This is a genomic window from Streptomyces sp. NPDC048473 (assembly GCF_043200155.1).
Lineage (GTDB): Bacteria > Actinomycetota > Actinomycetes > Streptomycetales > Streptomycetaceae > Streptomyces.
Map to the genome: position 1 here is coordinate 419,181 of NZ_JBICXE010000005.1, position 19,790 is coordinate 438,970.

13 protein-coding genes and 1 pseudogene are annotated in these 19,790 nt (G+C 71.9%); 5 read left to right on the forward strand and 9 right to left on the reverse strand.

Going from position 1 to position 19,790, the window contains the following annotated elements; translation table 11 throughout:
• Nucleotides 1-702 (forward strand): annotated as a pseudogene (locus tag ACGFU7_RS12370) (hypothetical protein); the annotation flags it as partial.
• 148 nt (nt 703-850) lie between these two features.
• Here the strand turns inward: ACGFU7_RS12370 and ACGFU7_RS12375 are convergent.
• Both ACGFU7_RS12375 and ACGFU7_RS12380 read right to left on the reverse strand, forming a co-directional pair.
• The gene (locus tag ACGFU7_RS12375) at nt 851-1,060 is read right to left on the reverse strand and encodes a DUF397 domain-containing protein (RefSeq protein ID WP_393694854.1); all 210 of its coding nucleotides are present in this window, start codon (nt 1,058-1,060) and stop codon (nt 851-853) included.
• Between the two features lie 6 nt (nt 1,061-1,066).
• Nucleotides 1,067-1,609: a DUF5753 domain-containing protein gene (locus tag ACGFU7_RS12380; RefSeq protein WP_393694856.1), complete on the reverse strand. Its 543-nt coding sequence runs from the start codon at nt 1,607-1,609 to the stop codon at nt 1,067-1,069.
• Between ACGFU7_RS12380 and ACGFU7_RS12385 the strand changes: the two genes are divergently transcribed.
• A complete protein-coding gene (locus tag ACGFU7_RS12385) occupies nt 1,494-1,970 on the forward strand; it encodes an SAM-dependent methyltransferase (RefSeq protein ID WP_393694858.1) in 477 nt (158 codons plus the stop codon). The two genes, ACGFU7_RS12380 and ACGFU7_RS12385, sit on opposite strands and share 116 nt — an antisense overlap.
• Nucleotides 1,971-1,989: 19 nt before the next feature.
• Here the strand turns inward: ACGFU7_RS12385 and ACGFU7_RS12390 are convergent, their stop codons facing one another.
• Together ACGFU7_RS12390 and ACGFU7_RS12395 are read right to left on the reverse strand one after the other, a co-directional pair.
• Nucleotides 1,990-5,439 carry an ATP-dependent helicase gene (locus tag ACGFU7_RS12390; protein ID WP_393694860.1) on the reverse strand — a complete coding sequence of 1,150 codons (3,450 nt, stop codon included), beginning with the start codon at nt 5,437-5,439 and terminating at the stop codon, nt 1,990-1,992.
• Nucleotides 5,440-5,703: 264 nt separating this feature from the next.
• Nucleotides 5,704-6,144, reverse strand: coding sequence for an MGMT family protein (locus ACGFU7_RS12395; protein WP_393694862.1), 441 nt, complete (start codon nt 6,142-6,144; stop codon nt 5,704-5,706).
• 221 nt (nt 6,145-6,365) lie between these two features.
• Between ACGFU7_RS12395 and ACGFU7_RS12400 the strand changes: the two genes are divergently transcribed.
• From ACGFU7_RS12400 to ACGFU7_RS12410, 3 genes are all read left to right on the forward strand, one after another.
• Complete coding sequence (locus ACGFU7_RS12400; RefSeq protein ID WP_393694864.1) at nt 6,366-9,188, forward strand: lysylphosphatidylglycerol synthase domain-containing protein; 2,823 nt, start codon at nt 6,366-6,368, stop codon at nt 9,186-9,188.
• 225 nt (nt 9,189-9,413) lie between these two features.
• Nucleotides 9,414-11,033: an alpha/beta hydrolase gene (locus ACGFU7_RS12405; protein ID WP_393694866.1), complete on the forward strand. Its 1,620-nt coding sequence runs from the start codon at nt 9,414-9,416 to the stop codon at nt 11,031-11,033.
• Between the two features lie 79 nt (nt 11,034-11,112).
• Nucleotides 11,113-12,693, forward strand: coding sequence for an alpha/beta hydrolase (locus ACGFU7_RS12410; RefSeq protein WP_393694868.1), 1,581 nt, complete (start codon nt 11,113-11,115; stop codon nt 12,691-12,693).
• Nucleotides 12,694-12,765: 72 nt separating this feature from the next.
• Here ACGFU7_RS12410 and moeZ read toward each other — a convergent pair whose 3' ends face one another.
• The 5 genes from moeZ to ACGFU7_RS12435 form a co-directional block, all read right to left on the reverse strand.
• The gene (gene moeZ / locus ACGFU7_RS12415) at nt 12,766-13,944 is read right to left on the reverse strand and encodes an adenylyltransferase/sulfurtransferase MoeZ (protein WP_393694870.1); all 1,179 of its coding nucleotides are present in this window, start codon (nt 13,942-13,944) and stop codon (nt 12,766-12,768) included.
• An 85-nt stretch (nt 13,945-14,029) separates the two neighbouring features.
• Nucleotides 14,030-14,869: a spherulation-specific family 4 protein gene (locus tag ACGFU7_RS12420; RefSeq protein ID WP_393694872.1), complete on the reverse strand. Its 840-nt coding sequence runs from the start codon at nt 14,867-14,869 to the stop codon at nt 14,030-14,032.
• Nucleotides 14,857-15,822 carry an NAD-dependent epimerase/dehydratase family protein gene (locus ACGFU7_RS12425; protein WP_327273057.1) on the reverse strand — a complete coding sequence of 322 codons (966 nt, stop codon included), beginning with the start codon at nt 15,820-15,822 and terminating at the stop codon, nt 14,857-14,859. The genes ACGFU7_RS12420 and ACGFU7_RS12425 overlap by 13 nt, the downstream gene beginning before the upstream one ends.
• 262 nt (nt 15,823-16,084) lie before the next feature.
• Nucleotides 16,085-17,143 carry a hypothetical protein gene (locus tag ACGFU7_RS12430; RefSeq protein WP_393694933.1) on the reverse strand — a complete coding sequence of 353 codons (1,059 nt, stop codon included), beginning with the start codon at nt 17,141-17,143 and terminating at the stop codon, nt 16,085-16,087.
• Nucleotides 17,144-17,753: 610 nt separating this feature from the next.
• On the reverse strand, nt 17,754-19,595 hold the full coding sequence (locus ACGFU7_RS12435; RefSeq protein WP_393694934.1) for a DUF3492 domain-containing protein: 1,842 nt from the start codon (nt 19,593-19,595) through the stop codon (nt 17,754-17,756).
• Between the last annotated feature and the right edge of the window lie 195 nt (nt 19,596-19,790).

Here is a 19,790-nt window from a genome sequence, read left to right on the forward strand (position 1 = left end):
GGCCCGAACGGTGCCACCGGCCCGAACGGTGCGACAGGCGCCACCGGCCCCAACGGCGCGACAGGCTCCACCGGCCCGAACGGTGCCACCGGCCCGAACGGTGCGACAGGCGCCACCGGCCCCAACGGCGCGACAGGCTCCACCGGCCCGAACGGTGCCACCGGCCCGAACGGTGCGACAGGCGCCACCGGCCCCAACGGCGCGACAGGCTCCACCGGCCCGAACGGTGCCACCGGCCCAGCAGGGCCAGCAGGACCTGCTGGGCCTGCGGGGCCTGCGGGGCCTGCAGGACCGACGGGATCGGGTGGTGACCACGGCGGCGGCGACCACGGCGGCGACCACGGCGGCGGCGACCACGGCGGCGACCACGGCGGCGGTGACCACGGCGGCGGTGACCACGGCGGCGACCACGGCGGCGACCACGGCGGCGGTGACCACGGCGGCGACCACGGCGGCGACCACGGCGGCGGTGACCACGGCGGCGACCAGGGCGGCGGTGACCACGGCGGTGACCACCAGGGTGGCGGCGGTGGCGGCGGTAAGGAAGGCGCCGGCCACCACGGTGGAAAAGGCCGCGAACATCTGGCCGAAACCGGAACGAAGACGGAACTCGCCGTCATGGCCGGTTCAGCGCTTCTGCTCACCCTGGGCGGCTCGGCAATCGTCGTCATGAGCAGGCGGCGTCTGCGCCCCACCATCTAGCAGCCAGGAGGAGCCCGGCCGAAGTGCCCCGTTCACGCATACGTGAGCCCTGACCTGCTGACGGTCAGGGCTCACGTATGACCGCGTCAGAGCGCTCAGCCGCCCCGGCCGGGGTCTCGGCCGGGGCGGCTACCGGCGCAGCTGATGGTCAGTCGACGGAGGAGGGCGCTGCCTTCACCTCGGCCACGAACGCCGACCAGGCGTGAACCCTGAAGGCCAGAACAGGGCCGAAGACGTTCTTGCTGTCCCTGACCGGAACGAAGCCAGGAACCCCATCTGCGACCTCGACGCAGTCGCCTCCCTGACCGCTGTAACTGCTCCTGCGCCATGCGGCGGCCTCAAGATTGGAGGTGATCATCCCTCACTACGTTTCTGAGTTCCCTGCTGCTACAGGTCCTTTCGCACTTGCGCGATCACGTCGAGGCTGTCTCCGCGGGCTCAACGCGATGGACCGCAGCGAATCGAAGATGAGCGTGTATTCGCCGGTCTCTTCTGGTGTCTCCATGGAGAGCGTCCCGGTTCGGTGCTCCACGCAAACGGCTTCGGAGAAGGACGGGTCGGGGAACCCGAAGAGCACGAACGAACCAACCGGACCGGCATGCGCCCCGGCGCGATCGGGGATCGCCTGGACCTCAACACTCGGGTGTTCCGTCATCGTCGCCAAGTGCTCAAGTTGCTTACGCATCACCTGTGCCCCACCCACGTGAAGCCGAAGTGCGGCTTCCCCCTCGATCACGCACATGCGGGGCGGGTCGGGGCGCTGTAGCACCTCCTGACGCCTTGTCCGGGCTGTGACCAGTGCCTCAACTTCGTCATACCCCGGAGCAGAGGATGACGCGGAGACAACAGCTCTCGACGACCCTGAGAAGATCCTCCACTTCATCGAGGACGCGCAGGCGTACGGCATCGTCGAGGCCCTGCCCCCGGGCAGCCATGTCGTGCTGAGCCACCTCGCCGAGGATCTGAATCCCGTGCAGATCGGCAAGGTCGCCGCGACGTATAGGGAACGGGGTTTCCCCTTCGTACTGCGTTCCCGTGCCGCGGTCGAGCGGTTCCTGACCGGCAACGGCCTGGAGGCGCTGGAGCCCGGGGTCGTGCCCGCGCACCACTGGCACCCGGATCACGCGGCGGGCCGGTCCGGGGCGGACGAGGTGGATCCGGCGTTCCTGGCGGGTCCCGACGTCATCGAGAGGACCCGCTACCTGGACATCGGTGATGTCACCGATGACGACATCAACGTCTACGTCGTGGTGGCCCGCAAGCGCTGACCGCGCGGCCGGAAAGCTCTCACTCCAGGATGTGACGGCCCTCCGGCTGTGCGCTGCACGAGGCCCGGAAGGTGCAGTGGGCGCAGTGCTGGCCGGTCGTGGGAGTGAAGCGTTCGTCCAGGACCCGGCCGGCGGCCGTGGCCAGCAGGTCGGAGACCCACTCGCCGGAGAGCGGTTCCTGGGCCTGCACCTTGGGAAGGGCGTCGCCGCCCTCTTTCTTGGGGGCGGGCTGGCGCAGCTGTACGAGTTCGGCGCCGCCGGGCTCGGGGCGGCGGCCGTCGAAGATCTCGTCGACCGCCCCTTCCTTTACGGCCAGCTGGTACACGGCGAGCTGGGGGTGGCGGGCGACCTCATCCTTGGTCGGGGACTGTTTGCCGGTCTTGAAGTCGACGACGTACGCCCGGCCCTCGGCGTCCTGTTCGACGCGGTCCATGGAGCCGCGGATGCGTACCTCGTACTCCCCCGCCTCCAGCGTCACGTCGAAGTCGTGCTCGCTCGCGGCGGGGGTGCGGCCGATGCGGTCCATGACATGCCAGCGCAGGAAGCGTTCGAGGGCGGCCCTGGCCTGTTCCTTCTCCTGCTGGGACTTCCAGGGGGCGTCGAAGACGAGGCCGTCCCAGACCGAGTCCAGCCGCTCCATCAGGACGGCCAGGTCGGCGGGGGTACGTCCGGAAGCCACCTCGTCGGCGAGTACGTGGACGACGTTGCCGAAGCCCTGTGCGGCCGTCGCCGGGGCGTCCGCCTTCACCTCGCGGCCGAGGAACCACTGGAGCGCGCAGGTGTTGGCGAGCTGGTCGAGCGCGCTGCCGGAGAGGGCCACGGGCTGGTCCCGGTCGCGGAGCGGGACGGCGGAGCGGGTCGGCTCGTACAGGCCCCACCAGCGGTAGGGATGGGCCGCGGGTACGAGCGGCTGGCCCTCGTCGTCGGTGAGCGCGGCGAGGCGGGCGAGGCGGTGGGCGGCCTCCTCGCGCAGGGCGTCGGAGGCGTCGGGGTCGACGGTGGTGGCGCGGAGTTCGGCGACGAGCGCGGCTACGGCGAGCGGGCGGCGCGGCCGGCCCGTGACGTCGCGCGGTTCGACGCCGAGCTCGGTGAGAAAGCGGGACGGCTGGTCGCCGTCGTCGGCGGGCGCCTTGACCGCGGTGACGACGAGACGTTCGCGGGCGCGGGTCGCAGCGACGTAGAAGAGGCGGCGCTCCTCGGCGAGGAGGGCGCCCGGGGTGAGCGGTTCGGCCAGGCCGTCGCGGCCGATCCGGTCCGCTTCGAGCAGCGAACCGCGGCGGCGCAGGTCCGGCCAGAGCCCCTCCTGCACGCCTGCGACGACGACGAGGCGCCACTCCAGGCCCTTGGAACGGTGCGCGGTCATCAGCCGTACGGCGTCGGGGCGCACCGCGCGCCTGGAGAGGGTGTCGGCGGCGATGTCCTGGGCGTCGACCTCCTCCAGGAAGTTGAGCGCGCCGCGCCCGCCGGTGCGTTCCTCGGCGCGGGCCGCGGTGTCGAAGAGCGCGCAGACGGCGTCGAGGTCGCGGTCGGCGTTGCGGCCGCCCGCGCCACCGCGCAGCGCGGCACGCTCCAGCCGCCCCGGCCACGGGGTGCCGGCCCACAGCTCCCACAGGGCCTCCTCCGCGGTACCGCCGCCTTCGAGGAGCTCGCGCGCCTTGCGCAGGAGCGCGCCGAGGCGCTGGGCGCCGCGGGCGTACGCCGGATCGTGCGCAACGAGCCGTTCGGGCTCGGCGAGCGCGCGGGCCAGCAGGTCGCCGGAGGGCGCCGGTACGCGATTCCCGGCGGCGCGCTCCTCGTCGCGCAGGGCCCGGCCGAGCCGGCGCAGGTCGGCGGCGTCCATGGAGCCGAGGGGGGAGGTGAGGAGGGTCAGGGCGGTCTCGGTGTCCAGCCAGGACGGCGCTTCGGGGGCGGGTTCCTGGCTGGGAACCTCGGCTTCCGCCTCGGTTTCCGCGCCCTCCGGGGCCTCGGTTTCCGCGCCCTCGGAGGCGGGAGTCTTCGCGCCCTCCGAGCCCGGGGCCTCCGTCTCCGCGCCCGGCGTACCCCGGCGCAGCGCCGCTGTGGCGACCGCGCGGAGGGCCGTCAGGAGCGGGGCCACCGCCGGTTCATGGCGCAGGGGGAGGTCGTCGCCGTCGACCTCCAGGGGGACGCCCGCCGACGTCAGGGCCCGGCGCACCGAGGGGATCGTGCGGCCTCCGGCCCGTACGAGCACCGCCATCTCGTTCCACGGGACGCCGTCCTCCAGATGCGCCCGGCGCAGCAGATCGGCGATGTTGTCGAGCTCGGCCGAGGCGGTCGGGTACGTGTACGCCTCCACGTTGCCGCCCTCGCGGACCGCGGCGAGTTCCCGGTGGGCGCGGACCTTCGCCGAGGGCAGCCGGGTCAGCGGCATCCGGCGGGTGAGCAGCCGGGTGGCGGCCAGCAGCTGTCCGCCGGAGCGGCGCGAGGTGGTGAGGACACCGACCGGGGCCGGGGCGCCGTCCGCCCGTCGGAACGTCTCCGGGAAGTCGAGGATGCCGTTCACATCGGCGCCCCGGAACGCGTAGATCGACTGGTCCGGGTCACCGAAGGCGATCAGGTCCCGGCCGCCCCCGGCGCCCGGGGCGCTCCCCCGGTTGCCGGCCAGCGCGTGCAGCAGCCGTACCTGTGCCGGGTCCGTGTCCTGGTACTCGTCCACGAACACCGCGTCGTACTGCCCGGCCAGCAGCGCCGACACCTCGGAGCGCTCCGCGAGCAGCACGGCCCGGTGCACCAGCTCCGCGTAGTCCAGCACCCCCTGCGCGTCCAGCACATCCAGGTACTCGGCGAGGAACTCGGCGGCGGCGCCCCAGTCCGGCCGGCCGGTGCGGCGGGCGAAGTCGGCCAGCGCGTCCGGGCCCAGGCCCAGCTCACGGCTGCGGGCGAGCACCGCCCGTACCTCGTCGGCGAAGCCTCGCGTGGTCAGGCAGGCCCGCAGCTCGTCGGGCCAGCGGATGTGCGCGAAGCCGTCCTGTTCCAGTTCGAGCTGGCCGGTGAGCAGCTCGCGGACAGTGACGTCCTGCTCCGGTCCGGAGAGCAGCCGCATCGGTTCGGCGAAGAGGTCGGCGTCCTGATGGGCGCGGACCAGTGCGTAACAGAAGGAGTGGAATGTGGTGGCCTGCGGACCGCGGGCGGCGCCGAGCCGGGCGGCCATCCGGTCGCGCAGTTCCACGGCGGCCTTGCGGCTGAAGGTGAGGACCAGGATGCGGGCCGGGTCGCCGCCCCGAGCGACACGTGCGGCGACCGCCTCGACGAGCGTGGTCGTCTTGCCGGTGCCAGGTCCGGCGAGCACCAGGAGCGGGCCGCCGGGGTGATCAACCACCGCACGTTGCGCCGCGTCCAGGAGAGGGGGATCCACGGAGCCCGGCGGGGTGCGCACCAGTCGGTACGCGCCCGCGGTCCGCTGCCGTGCCTGACGGTGCGGACTGTGCCGGGTGAAGGAGGAGGAGCTCACGTGGATCGCCGGTCCTGGTGGGTGTACTGGTGATGAGGGTGCGGTGCGTGCCGCGGTGATGAGGGTGCGGTGCGTGCCGCGGTGATGAGGGTGCGGTGCGTGCCGCGAACTGTCGACGCTACGCCAGCGGGGGCGCGGTCCGGGGCGAGTCCGCTGCGTGCCTCGTCACGTTCCGCGCCACGGGTGCCATCGCGTATCGCTTCGTGTTCCACATCACGCGCCCGGCCCGGCGCCGCCCGCCGCTCCCCCGAATGGCCGAAGCTGTCAGATGTGAGCACCTCCGCCCTTGTCCCTGTCCGCGTCCGCGTCGGCACCGCCGGTGACGCCGTCCCAGCGCGCCCGCTTCATGTCGAGTCGCGGCAGATGGCCCTCCGCGCTGCGCGGCGCCTCGCGCAGCGGGGTGCTCTCCTCGCGGTAGTGGTCCAGCGCCCGCAGTTCGTGGCCGGGCAGCAGCGCCCCGTCCGCGCGCACCACACGCCACCACGGCACCGCGGCCCCGTACAGCGCCATGACCCGGCCGACCTGGCGCGGGCCGCCGTCGCCCAGCCACTCGGCGACATCTCCGTACGTCATGACACGGCCGGGCGGAATCAGCTCGGCGACATCGAGCACCCGCTCCGCGTACTCCGGCAACTCGTCGATCGCCCGGTCGTCGAGCGTCCGGTCGCCGCTCGTCCCGTCGCCGCTCGTCCGGTGTTGGCTCATCCGGCCCATCCTGCCGTACACCACCGACAGCCCGGCCCGATCCGTGTGTGCCCTTTCACGGGGCGTGCGTGCGGGGGCAAAGGAGCGTATCTTGCGCTTCGCGTGTCCGCGCAGTGCACCCTGATGCCCCCCTATGTCGCCGGGCCGTGCCACCATCGTGCGGGCGGTGACCGGTGATACGAGAACACGAAGACCAATCAGAGGCGACGAAGGAGCAGGGCGTGCAGCCACCGAAGGCGGCGGACGCCCCTGACGCCGAGCCGCACCCGGACGCGTCGGACGGACCCGCCAGGAAGCCCGGCGCAGAGCAGGAAGCGCCCGGCGCAGAGCAGGAAAAGCCCGGTGCTGAGCAGGAAAAGCCCGGTGCTGAGCAGGGGGAGGTCCCCGAGCACCTGGCCGGCTCGACGCTCTCGGCCGCCGCCGCGGAACAGGCCGAGCGCGTCTCGGGGGACGAACCGCTGCTCCCCGCCCGGGTGCACCGCCCCTCCGATCTCATGCGGCTCCTCATCGGGGTCCTGGCGATCGTCATCCTGTTCTCGATCGCCGCGTTCGCCCACGGCACGACCGCCGGTCTCGAACAGGACATCAACAAAGGCACCGGCCAGGCGCCCGACATCCTGATCAAGATCGCCGGTCTGGTCTCCAGCATCGCCGTGCTGCTCGTTCCGGTCGCGTTCGCCATCGAGCGGCTGATCAAACGCGACGGACTGCGGATCGCGGACGGCGTGCTCGCCGCCGTACTGGCGCACGGCGTCACGCTCGCCGCCGATCTCTGGGTGGCCAAGTCCGCCCCCGGCACCATTCAGGACGCCCTGACCCAGCCCCAGCCCGGTGACGCGCTCACCGATCCCGTGCACGGCTATCTCGCCCCCGTGATCGCCTATATGACGGCGGTCGGGATGGCGAGACGGCCGCGCTGGCGGGTCGTGCTGTGGGTGGTGCTGCTGCTCGACGCGTTCGCCATGCTGGTCGGCGGCTACACGACCCCGCTCTCGATCGTCCTCACCGTACTGATCGGCTGGACCGTGGCGTACGGCACGCTGTACGCGGTCGGCTCACCGAACGTACGGCCGACCGGTCAGCATCTGATGGCCGGTCTGCGCCATGTCGGCTTCCGCCCGGTCACCGCGATGCGCGCCGAGGACGCACCCGACTCCGGCGACCAGAACGACCGCGGGCGCCGCTATCTGGTCACCCTGGAGGACGGGCCACCACTCGATGTGACGGTCGTCGACCGCGAGCAGCAGGCCCAGGGCTTCTTCTACCGGGTGTGGCGCAGGCTCACCCTGCGCGGCATCACCCAGCGCCGCTCCATCCAGTCGCTGCGTCAGGCGCTGGAGCAGGAGGCGCTGCTCGCGTACGCGGCGATCGCCGCCGGGGCCAACGCACCCAAACTGATCGCCACCTCCGAGCTCGGGCCCGACGCCGTGATGCTGGTGTACGAGCACATCGGCGGCCGTTCCCTGGACGCGCTGGAGGACTCGGAGATCACGGACGAGCTGGTGCGCGGCGCCTGGCGCCAGGTGAAGGCGCTCCAGTCGCGGCGGATCGCGCACCGCAGGCTCACCGGTGACGCCATCCTGGTGGACCGTTCCGGCAAGGTGTTCGTCACCGATCTGCGCGGCGGCGAGATCGCGGCCGGTGATCTGGTCCTGCGGATGGATGTCGCCCAGCTGCTGACCACCACCGGTCTGCGGGTGGGCGCCGAGCGGGCCGTCGCCGGTGCGCTGAAGGTGCTCGGCCCCGATGCCGTCGCGGACTGTCTGCCGCTGCTCCAGCCGATCGCGCTGAGCCGCTCCACCCGGGCGGCCCTGCGCCGGCTCGCCCGGGAACGCTCGCAGCGCGAGCGCGAGGCGGTGCTCGACGTGTCGGACGCGGCCAAGCGTGCCAGGGCGCTCGAACACGGGGCGGCTCAGGAGACCTCCACCACCGATTCCGTCCCCGACCGCAAGGCCGCCCGCAAGTCGCTGCGCAACCAGAAGCAGGCCGAGAAGCGGGCCATGGACGACGCGCTGGAAGAGGCGCGCGAGGAGGATCTGCTCTCCCAGATGCGGCATCAGGTGCTGCTGATCCGGCCGCAGGCACCGGTCGAACCGGTACGGCTGGAGCGCATCAAGGCGCGCACCCTGGTCAGCTGCATCGCCGGAGCCATCGCCGCGTACTTCCTCATCTCGCAGTTCACCCAGGCCGACTTCGGTGCGGTCGTCGAGCAGGCGGAGTGGGGCTGGGTGGCGGCCGCGGTCGGCTTCTCGGCCCTCAGCTACATCGCGGCGGCGATGAGCCTGCTGGGCTTCGTACCGGAGCGGGTGCCGTTCGGCAGGACCGTGCTGGCGCAGGTCGCCGGGTCCTTCGTGAAGATCGTCGCCCCGGCCGCGGTCGGCGGTGTGGCACTGAACACCCGCTTCCTGCAGCGTGCCGGGGTACGTCCGGGGCTCGCCGTGGCGAGTGTCGGCGCCTCGCAGCTGTTCGGTCTCGGCTGCCACATTCTGCTGCTGGCGGCGTTCGGCTATCTGACCGGCACCGAGAAGACCCCGTCCTCGCTCACGCCTTCCAGGACCGTGATCGCCGGGCTGCTGACGGTCGCGGTGCTGGTGCTGGTGGTGACGGCGGTTCCGTTCCTGCGGAAGTTCGTGGTGACGCGGGTGCGGTCGCTGTTCGCCGGAGTCGTCCCGCGCATGCTCGACGTGGTGCAGCGGCCGCAGAAACTGCTGACGGGCATCGGCGGAATGCTGCTGCTGACCGGCCTGTTCGTGATGTGTCTGGACGCGTCGGTCCGGGCGTTCAGCGGTCCGGATGTGCCGCATCTCAGCTACGCGAGCATCGCGGTGGTCTTCCTGGCCGGTAACGCGCTGGGGTCGGCGGCGCCCACACCGGGCGGAATGGGTGCGGTCGAGGGCGCGCTGACGCTGGGGCTGATCGCGGTCGGCCTGCCGAAGGAGGTCGCGGCACCGGCCGTTCTGCTGTACCGCCTGCTGACGCTGTGGCTGCCGGTGCTTCCCGGCTGGCTCTGCTTCAACCATCTGACCCGCAAGGGCGAGCTCTGACGGTTCCTCATCCGTAGGACGGGCCTGTCAGCGAGGCCGGTCGGGTGCCCGCAAGGCCGGTCAGGTGGCCACAAAGGCCGGTCCGGTGCCCGCAAGGCCGGTGTCAGGTGGCCACAAGGCCGGTCAGGTGTCCGCAAGGCCGGTCGGGCGATGGGGGAGGCCTCCGGCCACCCGCTTGGACCGGTGCCTCGTGCACCGGTCCGGTTCCCGCCGCACGATGGGGCCATGAGGACCTCCCCCGCCCTGCGTGCCGCCGCTCTCGCCGCCGCCGTCACTGTGCTCCTTCCCATCACCGCCTGCTCGGAGAGCAGTCTGAAGGGCGACCCGGGCGGGCCGCCGCGCTCGCCGGTTGCGGCGAATGCCGCCGATGCCGGTGCCGCCGAGGCGAGCGGCTCCGGCGACCTCGCCTCCCAGAAGCTGACGTGGAAGCCCTGCCCTGCCCCGTCCCCGGAACAGGGCAGCGGAACGGCCCCGTCGCCGCTGCCCGGCGGCACCCCCTGGGAGTGTTCCTTCATGAGGGCCCCGCTCAACTACGCGAAGCCGGGCGGCGAGACGATCGAGCTGGCACTCATCCGGGCCAGGGCCAGGAACCTGGACAAGCGGATCGGCTCCCTCATCTTCAACTTCGGCGGACCCGGCGCCTCCGGTGTCGCCACCCTGCCCGCCTTCGGCACCGACTACGACAAACTCCGCGCCCGCTACGACCTGGTCAGTTTCGACCCGCGCGGGGTCGGCCGCAGCGCGGCCGTGGAGTGCGAGACCGACCGGCAGCTCGACGCCCGCTACGAGACCGACGCCACCCCGGACAACACCTCCGAGGTGAACGCCTTCGTCAAGGACACCAAGACGTTCGCGTTGGCCTGCAAGAAGAACTCCGGCAAGGAGCTCCCCTACGTCGGCACCACCAACGCCGCCCGCGACATGGATCTGATGCGTCAGGTGCTCGGCGACAAGAAGCTGTACTACTTCGGTATCTCGTACGGCACCGAACTGGGCGGCGTCTACGCCCACTTGTTCCCGAAGAACGTCGGCAGGTCGGTGCTGGACGCGGTGGTCGACCCGACCCAGGACTCCGAGCAGTCCTCGCTCGGCCAGGCCAAGGGGTTCCAGCTCGCGCTGGACAACTTCACCAAGGACTGCGCGGGCCGCGGCGACGCCTGCAGGCTCCCCGGTTCCACCGGGAAGGAGGTCGAGCAGGGGATCTCCGGCCTTCTCACCCGGCTGGGGAAGAAGCCGATCCCGGGGCTCGGGACCCGGCAGCTGACGCAGACCCTGGCCATCACCGGCATCGCGGCCTCCCTCTACTCCAAGGAGACCTGGCCGCTGCTGGAGCAGGGAGTGGACGAGGCCGACGGCGGGAACGGCGGGCTGCTCCTCGCCCTCGCGGACTCGCTGAACGGCCGTTCCAACGACGGTCGCTACGACAACTCGATGGCCGCCAACACCGCCATCAACTGCGCCGACTCCAAGCAGCGGTTCACCTCGGACCAGACCAAGGCGAAGCTCCCGGAGTTCCAGTCCGCCTCGCCGGTCTTCGGTGACTATCTGGGCTGGGGCCTGATGACCTGCACCGGCTGGCCGGTGGCGGGCGCCTGGGAGACCCCGGACGTCAGCGCCCCGGGCGCGGCCCCCATCCTCGTCATCGGCAACACCGGCGACCCGGCGACCCCGTACGCGGGGGCGAAGGCGATGGCCGACGCGCTGGGCAAGGGCGTCGGTGTGCAGATGACGTACGAGGGCCAGGGGCACGGCGCGTACAACAGCGGCAATGCCTGTGTGCAGAAGGCCGTGGGCAGCTATCTGCTGGACGGCAAGGTTCCGGCGGCCGGGACCGTCTGCAAGTAATTCACCATTGCCGGACGGCCTAGCATGGGCGCACTTTCTGTACGTCGTATGTACAGGCACATCGGGGAGGAACGTACACGTGGTCGGACATGCACGCGCCGGGGCTCTGGCCGGCGCCGCACTTCTGCTGACGGGGCTGCTCGCGGGCTGTGACGGGGGTACGGACGACAAGCCGGCCAACGGGACGGACCGCGGTGCGGCGTCCTCGCCCGGCGGGTCGGCCGCCACTCCGAGCGGGCAGCCCGGCACGCCCGAGCTGCCCGCCGCCCTCACCTCCCAGCGGCCGGACTGGAGGCGCTGCAAGGCCCCCGCGGGCGGCAGCGCACCCAGTGCCGACTGGCGGTGCGCGACCGTCGAGGTGCCGCTGGACTACGCGAAGCCGGACGGCGGCACCATCGGGATCGCGCTGATCCGCAAGGAGGCCCGGGACAAGAGCCGGCGCCTCGGCTCGATGCTGTTCAACTTCGGCGGCCCCGGCGGTTCGGGGGTCTCGATACTGCCGCGCGCCGCCGCCTCGTACGAGAAACTCAACGCCCGCTACGACCTGGTGAGTTTCGACCCGCGCGGAGTCGCGGGCAGCGCCGGGGTGAACTGCCGTACCGACAAGGAGGCGGAGAACGCCTACCGGAAGGTCGACATGACTCCGGACACGGCGGCGGAGGAGGCGGCGTTCATGAAGGACGGCGCAGCCTTCGGCGCCGGCTGCGAGCGCCGCTCCGGCAGGGTCCTGCCGTACGTCGGTACGACGAACGCCGCCCGGGACATGGATCTGATCCGTGAGGTGCTCGGCGACAAGAAGCTCACCTACTTCGGTATGTCGTACGGCACGGAGCTCGGCGGCACCTACGCGCACCTCTTCCCTGCGAGCGTCGGGCGTACCGTCCTGGACGCCGTCGTCGACCCGACCGCGGACACGATCGGGCACGCCCGCAACCAGACGACCGGCTTCCAGCGGGCGCTGGAGAACTACCTCAAGGACCGCGGCCAGGACCCGAAGGCGGGAACGCAGCGCATCGCCCGGCTGCTGGAGCGGATCGACAAGAAGCCGCTGCCGACCACCTCGGGCCGCGAGCTCAACGAGTCGCTGGCCATCACCGGCATCGTCATGCCGCTCTACTCCAAGAGCAGCTGGCCGTATCTGACCCAGGCGCTGGACGAGGCCGAGAAGAGCGGCACCGGCACCATGCTGTTGCAGATGGCCGACGCGTACAACGGCCGGGACGAGAAGGGGCACTACGACACCCAGAACCACTCGCAGCGCGCCATCTCCTGCGCGGACAGCAAGCTCCGGCCGACGGCGGCCGAGGCCAGGGCCATGCTGCCCGAGTTCCGGAAGCTGTCCCCGGTGTTCGGCCCGTTCCTGGCATGGGACACGGCCGGCTGGTGCGCGCAGTGGCCGGTGAAGGGTGAGCACGACAACCCGGAGACGAGCGCTCCGGGCGCCGGTCCGATCCTGGTCATCGGTACGACGGGTGACCCGGCGACGCCGTACGAGGGTGCGCAGAAGATGGCGGACGAGCTGGGCAAGGGCGTCGGCATCATGCTCACCAACAAGGGCGAGGGGCACGGCTCGTACGGCGAGAGCGCGTGCGTGACGTCGACCGTGAACGCGTACTTCCTCGACGGGAAGGTCCCGGCGGACGGCAAGACCTGCTCGTAACGCGGATCCGGGGGTACGCCGAAGGGGCCGGTCCGCAGTGCGCGGACCGGCCCCTTCGGCATGCTGAAGTGTTTAGTACACCGGCTTCTCGGGCTCGATCTGGTTGACCCAGCCGATCACGCCGCCGCCGACGTGCACCGCGTCGGCGAAGCCCGCCGACTTGAGGACCGCGAGGACCTCGGCGCTGCGGACACCGGTCTTGCAGTGCAGGACGATGCGCTTGTCCTGCGGGAGGTCCTGGAGGGCGTTGCCCATCAGGAACTCGTTCTTCGGGATCAGCTTCGCGCCGGGGATCGAGACGATCTCGTACTCGTTCGGCTCGCGGACGTCGATGATCTCGATCTTCTCGTCCGCGTCGATCCACTCCTTGAGCTGCTTGGGAGTGATCGTGGAGCCGAGCGCCGCCTCCTGGGCCTCCTCGGACACGACGCCGCAGAAGGCCTCGTAGTCGATGAGCTCGGTGACGGTCGGGTTCTCGCCGCAGACCGCGCAGTCGGGGTCCTTGCGGACCTTGACCTGGCGGTACTGCATCTCCAGGGCGTCATAGATCATCAGCCGGCCGACCAGCGGGTCGCCGATACCGGCGAGCAGCTTGATGGCCTCCGTGACCTGGATGGAGCCGACCGAGGCGCAGAGCACCCCGAGCACGCCGCCCTCGGCGCACGAGGGGACCATGCCCGGCGGGGGCGGCTCCGGGTAGAGGCAGCGGTAGCAGGGACCGTGCTCCGACCAGAAGACGGACGCCTGGCCGTCGAAGCGATAGATCGAACCCCACACGTACGGCTTGTTCAGCAGCACCGCGGCGTCGTTGACGAGATAGCGGGTGGCGAAGTTGTCCGTGCCATCCACGATCAGGTCGTACTGGGCGAAGATCTCCATCACGTTCTCGGCTTCGAGCCGCTCTTCGTGAAGGACGACATTCACATACGGGTTGATGCCCAGGACCGAGTCCTTGGCGGACTGGGCCTTGGAACGGCCGATGTCGGCCTGGCTGTGGATGATCTGGCGCTGCAGGTTCGACTCGTCGACCTCGTCGAACTCCACGATGCCGAGCGTGCCGACACCGGCCGCGGCCAGGTACATCAGGGCCGGCGAACCGAGACCGCCGGCGCCGACACAGAGCACCTTCGCGTTCTTCAGCCGCTTCTGTCCGTCCATCCCGACATCCGGGATGATCAGGTGGCGGGAGTACCTGCGGACCTCGTCGACGGTGAGCTCAGCAGCTGGCTCGACCAGGGGGGGCAGCGACACAGGAACCTCAACAATGCAGGTGGTCGGTTTCTACGTACTTCATCTACGTACGGTTGTTCTCCCCGTAACACTGCCACGCCCCTCCTCATTCCGAGATACCAGGTCCGATCCGCGAGACAATTTCGTCCCAGTACCTGGGCAGCGCCGCGAATGGGTCTGTTTGTCCGTGCCGGCCGTCCCGGTCCGTGAAGAAGATCGTTCCCGCGCCCTGCCAGCGGGCGATACGCATGGCCTCTTCGAGGTGGGGGCGCGGGACGCCGTGGACGAAGTGCGCGAACCGGTCCGGCGGGTAGGCGGCGGTCCACTCCGCCACCTGCGACCAGCGGTAGTCGGTCCAGGGTCCGGAGAAGGTGACCAGCTGGTCGGCGGCCTCGGCATAGCCCGGATACGGATGGGTGCCAAGCCCCAGCACCAGCAGCCCGCGCTCTTCCCCGCCCTCGTCCACGGAGTCGCGGTGTTCCAGGAGCGTGGCGAGAGTACTGGTGAGACGGCGGACCGCCGGGAGGTCGGCACGCTCGGCCGGGCACCGGCCGAGATAGAAGCCGTCGACGCGGTACCAGTCGAGGAAGGACTGCGCATCGGCGATCAGCTCGCCGAAGGGGCGGCTGCCGGAGGCCAGATCGAGATGGCCGAGCAGCCGGCCGCCGCCTGCCGACCGGGCGGAGTCCTGCGGGGCCTCGCCGTGCACGGCCCGCTCCCGTGCGTTGCGGAGCCGGCCCGCCGCCTCCAGACAGTGCGGGTCGGGGCGGGCGCCGGGGCCGTTGTCGATGTTGAGGACCGCCCAGTGCAGCGGGGTGCCGGGGCGGGTGAGCTCGGCCCACTCGGTGGGGGCGAGCAACGGATGCGCATAGCCGGGGACACCGAAACCGAGCTGTTCGGCGCCACTGGTCCGGCGGGCGGTATCGGTGGAGGTCAGATACGGCACGCCGCCTCCATCCAGATGTCGGCGAGGGACTCCTCAAGGTTGATCCGGGGGCGCCAGCCGAGCCGGTCCCTGGCGGTGCGGACGTCGGCCTGCTGCCAGGCGCCGCAGCCGTCCGGGTAGGGGGACGGGGTCGCCGAGAGGTGCTCGATGACCGACTCGGTGGAGGTGCGCGGGGCGCCGATGGGCAGCCGGGGCGGGGGCGCGTCGAGCTCGTGGAGTGCGCCCGCGTATCCGGCGACCCTGGCGAGGACGGCGGCCGCGTCCCGGAGCCGCACGGCGCGGCCGGTGCCGATGTTGACGACGCCCTGCGCGGCGGAGAGCGAGGCGGCGTGCACGGCGCGCGCGACATCGCGTACGTCGACGAAGTCGCGCTGCACGCCGAGGCCGCTGAGCTTCAGCTCGCCGTCGCCGGACTGCATGGCCCGGCGCATCGCCTCGGCGAGCCTGCCGAGCGGGGAACCGGCCGGGGTACCGGGGCCGACCGGCGAGAAGACCCGCAGCACGACTGCGTCGAGGCCGGAGCCGAGGACGAGTTCGGTGGCGGCGAGCTTGCTGACGCCGTACGGGCCGCCGGGACGCGGAATTGCGTCCTCCGCGGTCGATGAGCCGGGCTGCGAGGGCCCGTACTCCGACGAACAGCCGACCTGGACGAGCCGGGCCGTACAGCCGCTGCGCCGCATTGCCTCGCAGACGGTGGCGACGGCGACGGTGTTGTGGCGGGTCAGATCGCGGGCCCCGCCGCGGGTGGCGCCCGCGCAGTTGACGACGACTCCGGGGTGGACGGCGTCCAGGAAGCGGGTCAGCGCGCCGGGGCTGCCGCCGGCGAGGTCGAACCGGACGTCGGCGTCGTCGCCGCGGCCGAGCGCCGTGAGGTGCACGGCGGGGTCGGCGAGCAGGCGGTCGGCCACGAACCGGCCGAGGAATCCGTTGGCTCCGAGCAGCAGCACCCTCATCGCGCGCCCCCTTGATGCCGACGGCGGGCTGCCGGTGCGGGGGATTGGGGGGTCATGTCCGGTGTCTCCTTGAGGAAGTGTGGTGCGGTACGGGGGAAGGACCCGCGGCGTCGGCTCCGCGGGGGTGTGCGGGTGGTTCATATGTGGGGCGTGGAGCGGTGGTGCGGCTTCGGTCGCGCGGTGGTGCGGCTTCTGTGGGGCGGTTACACGGTGGTGCGGCTTCTGTGGGGCGTGGAGCGGTGGAGCGGCTTCGGTCGCGCGGTTACGCGGTGGTGCGGGTTTCGTCGCCGGGTGTGGTGTGGGCGGATGCCCGGGAGAGGGCGACGGTGGCGGTGATCAGCAGCCCGAGCGCGGCTGCGCCACAGGCGACGGCGGGTACGGCTCCGGTGCCCGCCGCCACGACAAGGGCGTCGACGGGTCGGGCGAGGAAGTGCAGACCGGGCAACCGCCCGGCCAGGACCAGGGCGGGTGCCAGCGCTTCGAGGGCGCAGGCAGTGGCGAGTCCGACGGCGGCGGGTTCGGGGAAGCCGTGCACGGTCAGCAGCCGGGCCAGCAGGAGCAGCACACCGAGCGCGGCCGCCCCGACGAAGGCGCCGCCGCCCCCGTATCCCAGATGCGCGACGTAGAGCAGCACGGCGAGGACGCACAGGTGGAGTGCGGCGGCTCCGAACAGCAGGGGGCGCACGCCTGCGGCGAACTCCTCCAGTGCGCGGCTGCCGATGAGTTTGCGGTGCGCGTGTACGGAGAAGAGGTGCGCGCACCAGGCCGCCGGGGCGACGGAGAGAGCCAGCCCCAGCAGCGGTGCGGGAGTGAGCGTCCAGGGGCCCTCGGGGCCGCCGCTGAGTACCTGGTCGAGCAGCGCGTTGCCGTACAGGACATAGCCGAGGAGCCAGCAGCCGTACACATGGGCGGTGCCCGCGGACCGGCCTTCGGCGTGCAGCGGGCCGCTGCGCAGGCTGAGGGTGAGTCCGACGATGGCGACGAGCGCTCCGGTGAGGGCGATCGCAAGCCGTCCCTGGCCGCCGAGGGTCCCCTCCGTGAGCCTCAGTGCGCCGGCCGTCGCGATGCAGGCGGCGCCCGGCACCAGTGCGCGGAGCGACCAGGCGGCGCGCGTTTCGGTGTCACGCTCCGGCGCGCGGAGCGCTGTTGCGGGCTCCCCCGCCACGGCGGGTACCCGGGCGAAGAGCTCCTCGGCGAGCGAGAAGACATCGCGGTGTCGGTAGCGGGCGGCGGCCCGGTCGGTGACGCCATGGGCTTCGAGCCCGGCGGCGATCTCCAGCGGATCGACGGCCCGCTCACACAGCTCGCGATGGCGGTGCATCAGCGATTTCACGGGGTCGGCGGGACCTCGGCGCGAGGCGTTGAGCTTGCGCGCCGGAGCGGCACGAGCGATCTCGGGGGCGCGGGGGGTCGCGGCCCGCTCTGCAGCAGTCTGCTCCGAGGCGGTGCTGTCCGCGGTGGCTTTTCCGGTGGCCGCTTTCTCCGTGGCCGCTTTCTCCGTGGCCGCCTCCTCCGTGGCCGCTTCCTCGGTGGCTTTCGGTGCGGAAGCGGGCTCGGCGTCCGGAGCCCCTACGGGAGCGGCCTCGGCCGCCGATACGTCACTGTCCTCGACCACCCGAGAAGCCTCGTTCCGAGAAGCCTCGTTCCTCGCAGCATCGTCCGGCACGCCCGCGGGCTCGGCCGCAGCTGCCGCCACCGCTGCCGGGTCCGGGCTCGGCGGGCCCCACACCGGTTCCGACATCTCGGCGACGAGGGTCTTGGAGACCAGGGCCCGGGAGCGGAGGTCCCAGCTTCCGCCGGTGGTCGGTGCGGCGGGTGCGTCGGACACCTCGGTCGGGCAGCCCATGGTGATTCCTCCGTGATCGTCGCCGACTGCGTCGGGCCGCCCCCGCCCGCCACTGCGGCCCGGTCCGGCCGTCCCCTGTTCCTGTTCACACATCGCCGCCACCCGCTCCCCGCGCTCCCGCGCAGACGACCCGGGGCTCGGCGGCCCAGCTGGGTGTGCGGTCGGCCACGCCTGCCGGGGCAGGGCCCGAAGCAGTCCACGGGCCCTGGACGTGTGCCTCGGGCGGGGTGGCGAACGGGCGCGGTTCGCCGTCGGCGTTCACCGCGTCGGCCTCCCTGTGTACCGGGGCGTGCGAGATCAGCTCCAGGTAAATGCCACGAAATGCCGCGAGGTTCTGTTCGACGGTGAAGAGTTCGAGCGCGCGGGCGCGCGCCGCTGCTCCGAGCCGTGCGCGGCGCTCGGGGTCGCGCAGCAGCGCGAGGCAGGCATCGGCCAGCGCCCTGGGATTGCGCGGGGGCACCACGAGCCCGGTACCGCCGATGACTTCGACCACCGCGCCGACATCCGTCGACACTGTGGCCCGTCCGCAGAACATCGCCTCGACGAGACTGATGGGGAAGCCTTCGACCACGCTGGAGAGGACGACGACCCCGCCCGCCGCATAGGCCTCCGACAGATCCGGTACCTCGGCTCCGCCGATGTCCTCGAAGGAGACCGGGTTGTCGCCGACGGCGTGTGCGTCCCTGGCCTCGTCGGGGAACAGCTGGGCGGCGAGCGCCCGGCAGTGCGCGAGATAGGTGGCGCCTTCCGGGCCCTGCGCCGGAGCGCCGATGATCCGCAGCCGGGCGCCAGGTTCGGCCTTCCGTACCTCCGCGAAAGCGTGCAGCAGCGCGATCAGGTCCTTGGCGGGCTCGATCCGGCCGACCCAGACCAGCGTGTCGTCGGGGCCACTGTCGCCGCTCTCCCCCAGCGCCGTGAACCGGCCGGACTCCATGCCGGGGTGGACGGTGCGCAGCTTCTCGCGTTCGGCACCGCACCGTTCCTGCCAGCGGCGGGCGTGGGTGTTGCCGGGGGTGACGATCGCGGCCTGCCGGTACACCTCGGTGGCGAGCCGTCCGTGGAAGTTGGCGAGCAGGGCGCGTACCGGCGCGCTCAGCGGGGTGTCGGTCGCGGCGAGGTAGTGCGCTCGCAGCTGCACACCGTGCTCGGTGACCAGCAGCGGTACCCCGAAGAAGCGTTTGGCCAGCAGTCCCGGCAGCGCCGCGGCACCACCGGACGTGGCGTGGCAGAGGTCGACCGCGCCGAGGCTCTCCTCGTCGTACCAGTCGAGGGAGAGCGGGCGCAGCACCCGGTCGAGCTCCCGGGCGAAGGCGAGGAGGTCGGGGACGGCGGCGGTCTGGACGGTGCGCCCGGTGCCCGGGGCACGGCAGGCGGCTTCGAGTACGCGTACGGCGGTCTCGGAGCGGAGCGCCGCGGGAAGCCCCCCGTGCTCGCGGGCCAGTTCGGCCAGTCCGTACAGGCCCTCCGTGAACTGCACGTCCGCGACGCCGGCGGCCGTGCGCCGCGTACGCCCGTCTTCGCTCCGTTCGCCGAAATCCGCGCCCCGGCCCGCGCCGTCGTCCTCGCCGCTCGTCGCACCCGCCGTGCAGACGGAGGTGGCGAGAGCCGTGAAGTACGCCGTGAAGCGCTGTCGTTCGCGCCGTCCGTACGAGCGTCCGCCCCCGCCCGTCACCATCCGGGCGAGCAGCCCCTTGGGGGCGTGAGTGCCCAGGATGTCCTCGTCGGCCGTCCACAGCGGCGCCGTCCGCACCCGGCTGACCTGCGTCGGGAGCTGGACCCAGCCCTGCGCCTCCTGTTCGGCGGAGCGGCTGAGCGCGAAAAGATCGAACTCGTGCTGCGCGAGTCCGCGCACCAGACGGTCGCACCAGAGTCTGGACTCACCGGTCGCATACGGATAACCACCGTCGGTGAGGAGTCCGATCCGCACGAGCACACCCCCGATCTCCCTTGTGGGCGGCCGCCGTCGAAACGGCGACTCACAGCGGGACGACCGTAAGCGGATACGCCGGTGGTGGGGGGGGGGGGGGGGGGCCCCCCCCCCCCCAAGCGGGGGTCGCGGCGGACTATACGCGGGCCCAGACCTGCGTTGGGGGGGGGGGGGGGGTGGGAAAACACAGGAAGG